This is a genomic window from Pseudoflavonifractor sp. An85 (assembly GCF_002161235.1).
Lineage (GTDB): Bacteria > Bacillota > Clostridia > Oscillospirales > Oscillospiraceae > Enterenecus.
Window position 1 is genome coordinate 1 of sequence record NZ_NFHE01000061.1, and the last position, 4,391, is coordinate 4,391.

At 53.2% G+C, this 4,391-nt stretch carries 6 protein-coding genes; all 6 read right to left on the reverse strand.

Features of this window, described 5'->3' with window-relative positions:
* Nucleotides 1–176: 176 nt before the first annotated feature.
* Nucleotides 177–455 carry a zinc-ribbon domain containing protein gene (locus tag B5G37_RS14050; protein ID WP_087229856.1) on the reverse strand — a complete coding sequence of 93 codons (279 nt, stop codon included), beginning with the start codon at nucleotides 453–455 and terminating at the stop codon, nucleotides 177–179.
* 66 nt (nucleotides 456–521) lie between these two features.
* Complete coding sequence (locus B5G37_RS14055) at nucleotides 522–1,058, reverse strand: sigma-70 family RNA polymerase sigma factor (RefSeq protein ID WP_242962901.1); 537 nt, start codon at nucleotides 1,056–1,058, stop codon at nucleotides 522–524.
* 154 nt (nucleotides 1,059–1,212) lie between these two features.
* Nucleotides 1,213–2,274, reverse strand: coding sequence for a Holliday junction branch migration DNA helicase RuvB (gene ruvB, locus B5G37_RS14060; RefSeq protein ID WP_087258866.1), 1,062 nt, complete (start codon nucleotides 2,272–2,274; stop codon nucleotides 1,213–1,215).
* A gap of 23 nt (nucleotides 2,275–2,297) precedes the next feature.
* Nucleotides 2,298–2,900 carry a Holliday junction branch migration protein RuvA gene (gene ruvA / locus B5G37_RS14065; RefSeq protein WP_087258868.1) on the reverse strand — a complete coding sequence of 201 codons (603 nt, stop codon included), beginning with the start codon at nucleotides 2,898–2,900 and terminating at the stop codon, nucleotides 2,298–2,300.
* Between the two features lie 10 nt (nucleotides 2,901–2,910).
* On the reverse strand, nucleotides 2,911–3,414 hold the full coding sequence (ruvC, locus tag B5G37_RS14070; protein WP_087258870.1) for a crossover junction endodeoxyribonuclease RuvC: 504 nt from the start codon (nucleotides 3,412–3,414) through the stop codon (nucleotides 2,911–2,913).
* A 75-nt stretch (nucleotides 3,415–3,489) separates the two neighbouring features.
* Complete coding sequence (locus tag B5G37_RS14075) at nucleotides 3,490–4,062, reverse strand: hypothetical protein (protein ID WP_143482983.1); 573 nt, start codon at nucleotides 4,060–4,062, stop codon at nucleotides 3,490–3,492.
* Nucleotides 4,063–4,391 lie beyond the last annotated feature (329 nt).

Here is a 4,391-nt window from a genome sequence, read left to right on the forward strand (position 1 = left end):
CTTTGTTGTTGCAGTTGGCCGACCGCAACCTCAATTTTACCAGAAGGTTTTTTCACTATATAATCTTTTTTACTCTCCCCAGCATAGCTGGGGGTTGTCGTTACGCTAAAGCTAACCAATAAAAAAACGGAGTTGCCTTATTGGCAACTCCGTTTGATGCAACAAAGATATTCGGCTCAGCCCTCTTCACGCATCTTGGCGAAGCACTCGCTGCAGTAAACAGGGCGATCGGACTTGGGCTCAAAAGGAACCTTTGCCTCACGGCCACAAGCGGCACAAGTGGCGGTGAAGTACTCACGGGGACCACGAGCGGCAGCCTTGCGGGCGTCACGGCAGGCCTTGCAGCGCTGGGGCTCATTCTGGAAGCCACGCTCGGCGTAGAACTCCTGCTCACCAGCGGTGAACACGAACTCCTGACCACACTCTTTGCATACTAAAGTCTTGTCTTCGTACATGGAAATACCCTCTCTTTTGATGCCCAGAACCGGGAAAATGCCTCTGCTGGGACTGTAATATTTGCGTCAGCTTCTGCTGATATCGCCATAATATGGGGCAACCTTTCGCCGAATGCGCTGTACAGCGTTGTCCACAGACTTCACAGAACGACCGACTTGGATGCTGATTTCCTGATACGAGAGTCCTTGGAGAAACATCGCAAAGACACGCTGCTCCAGAGGAGACAAGCAGTGATTGATTTGAGCCATGCGCTCCTCCCTCTCCTCTTGGGAGATAAAAAGCTCCTCCGGGCTGGAATCGCTCTCCCCCATCATGGACTCGAAGGGAACACTGTCATTCAAAGGCGTATGCTTCCCACGCAATGCGGAGGTGATTGCAGAACGGATTCGATTCCGAATACAGACATCCGCAAAGGTACGAAAGCGAATATCTCGGTTGGGATCAAACTCGCGGATTGCCTTAATCAGACCAAACATGGCCTCTTGAATCAAATCCTCACTGTCGCCACCAGCCAAGAAAAATGGGCGCGCGCACATGCGAACCTGCCGCTGATATCGGAGCACCAACGTCTCCTCTGCGTCCAAATCCCCTTCTTGTGCCATAGCACAAAGAACCTCGTCAGAATATTCAGTTGTCAAGTCATGGAAGTCTTTCATACTGTAACCTTGTTTATTTTTATCACAAACTGGCGCAAATGTCAATGATTTTTATGCAAAATCTAAAAACGGTTTGGGCAGATCGGAAAACACCGAAAATTCAAAAGGAAAGTTGTTCCATTTCGACGCTCTTGGGAACAGGCAATCCCAAGTGATGGTAGGCTTTGTCCGTCACACACCGTCCTCTGGGCGTTCGGGTCAGGAACCCCAGCTGCATCAGATAGGGCTCATAGACATCTTCCAGCGTCACGGACTCCTCGTTGATGGTAGCCGCCAGAGTATCCAACCCCACCGGGCCGCCCCGATAGTTTTCAATGATACTCATAAGCATGCGCCGGTCGATCTGATCCAGGCCCAGAGCGTCAATTTCCAAGGCCTGCAGGGCTCGGTCCGCCACAGACTGGGTAATGACTCCCCCAGCGGTCACCTGGGCAAAGTCTCGCACACGGCGCAGCATGCGGTTGGCAATTCTGGGGGTGCCACGACTGCGCCGGGCGATTTCCATGGCCCCGTCTGGCTCGATAGGAACATTGAGAATGCCTGCGGAGCGGGTGACAATTTCGCTCAACTCTTCCGGGGTATACAACTCCAACCGGAGAGTAACGCCAAAACGATCTCGCAGTGGTGCAGATAGCTGTCCAGCACGTGTCGTCGCCCCAATAAGGGTAAACTTGGGCAAATCCAGACGGATAGAGTTGGCGGAAGGCCCTTTGCCAATGATGATATCAATGGCATAGTCCTCCATGGCAGGATAGAGGATCTCCTCCACCGAGCGATTGAGCCGATGAATTTCGTCCACAAACAAAATGTCATTTTCCTGGAGATTGGTTAAAAGCGCAGCCAGATCCCCTGGTTTTTCAATGGCGGGGCCAGAAGTGATCCGGATCTGCACCCCCATCTCGTTGGCGATGATGCCGCTGAGGGTGGTTTTGCCCAATCCCGGAGGGCCGTGAAGCAACACATGGTCCAGGGGCTCGCCACGCATTTTCGCCGCCTGAATAAACACTTCCAGATTGCCCTTGGCCTTACTCTGGCCGATATACTGATCCAGGGTCTGAGGACGGAGACTGGACTCTCCATCATCGGCCGCCGTCAACGTGGTGCTGACCAGAGGCTGAAAATCATCCGTCTCAAATTCTTGGTTGGAAAAATCAATGCTCATGTTCTCTCACCTCGTGGTAGGGCTCATCGCACCATGCGCTTGAGGGCCTGCTTGATGATCTGCTCCAAGGTCAGCTGATCCACATCCAAACCTTTCAGTGCAGTTGCAATCTCGCTCTGGCTATATCCCAGCACCGCCAAGGCGGCGGACGCCTCGCTGGTCTTGTTCTCCGGGATGATGGTCACACCCCCAGCAAAAGACTCGGCATTGCTGGTGGTCAGTTGTCCCTTGGCCAGCTTATCTTTCAGCTCCAAGATGATGCGCTGGGCAATCTTCTTGCCGATGCCCGGGGCGCACGTCAATGCTTTCTCATTTTCTGAGGCGATGGCCAGAGCCAGGCCTTCCGGTGTATTGGAGGACAAAATAGCCAAAGCAGCCTTGGGCCCCACACCAGAAACCCCCAACAACATTTGGAAGCTGGACAACTCAGCTTCCGAGGAAAAGCCGTACAACTCAAAGACATCCTCCCGCACGTGCAGGTAGGTGTACAGCTTGGCTGTGGCCCCCCTTGTCAGGCTGGAAATGGTATAGTTGGTGGTGCGGCAGGCATATCCCACGCCGCCACAATCAATCACCGCCAGATAAGGCCCAATGTGGGCCACAGTCCCATTGAGATAGTAAAACATAGTCGTCTCCTTAGCTAAGGTTGGTAAGCCGCCCGGAAAGCAGCGACGTGCTGCTTCTGGCGTGACATAGCGCAATGGCCACCGCGTCTGCCGCATCGTCGGGCTTTGGCACACTGGAGAGCCGAAGCAGTTTACGGGTCATTTCCATCACTTGGCGCTTTTCCGCCTTCCCGTACCCCACAACGGCCTGTTTGACTTGAGAAGGGTTGTATTCCACCACCGGAAGCCCGCATTTTTCCGCCGTCATAAGAATGACACCGCGCGCCTGGGCAACCCCAATACCGGTGGTGACGTTTTGGTTAAAAAAAAGCTCTTCGATGGCCAAAACCTCCGGGTGAAACTGATCAATCAGTTCCTCCAGATCCCTTGCAATCTGCCACAGTCTGGCTGGAAGCCGCACACCGGCCGGCGTATTGATGGCGCCACAGGCCACCAACTGTTGTCGGCTCCCCTGTGTGTCCAAAAGTCCAAATCCAACAATCGCATAGCCGGGGTCAATTCCTAAAATGCGCAATGCGTTCCAGCCTCCTGCCCTTTTTTACTCGAACTATTGTATCATAATTTCCCCGGCGTAGCAAGGAGGCTTTGATTACGGGGTAAGGGACAACAGGCGTCGACACAGGCTAGGAACCAAGGCTGGCAATAGATGACCTTGCAAGACAACAAACACCGCCAGCAACACACCGCAACACACCAACATCGCCCCGGAAGGAAGGGACATAGCCGTTGTTTCCCGGGAGATGCAGGTTTTACAGGCGTTGGAAAACGCCCAATGGCCGGTACAGAGAAGGACAGGCAGCAAAATCAGGGCTGGAACGCCAAAGAACACCGCATTCCACCCAATTCCCACCCATCCGTACATGGCCACAAAGCTGGTGCATGCATAACTGAGCAAAAATCCACGCACCAAAAACACACAAGGGACACCTAGCACACCCGGCGGGCCAAAACTGAACAGCAGCATGAGCAGTGGCCAGCATACAGCCTCCCACAACAGAGTCCAAAGAGATGCGGTAGGCGTTTCTCCCTGGGCAGTGGCCTGAAAATAGGTCTTGAGCTCCTGAGCCAGCTGGGGATGATCTCCTCCCAAGACGGAAAACACGCTCCCAAGCAAAGCACCCAGCAAAAACAGGGCGCATAGAATCAAATATGGCTGTTTCATGCTCTTCTGAACTTTTCCCCCCACAGGACGTACCATATGTAAACGCTTGGGTTGTGCCATTGCTTCATCACCTCTTGGAATTGTATGACACAGCCCATGGCAGGTATGCAAAAAGGTAGCCGCCCCACCAAAGGGGCGGCTCAGCCTGTCGAAAAAGGTCACCTTTTGGTGGCCTTTCAGCCTGTCGAAAAAGGTCACCTTTTGGTGGCCTTTCAGCCTGTCGAAAAAGGTCACCTTTTGGTGGCCTTTTTCTCGTATTGAGAGAGAAAATGCGGTATAATGGTGTAGGGTGATAAAAATGCTGGTAAAGAACGCAGAAAATCGAGAGC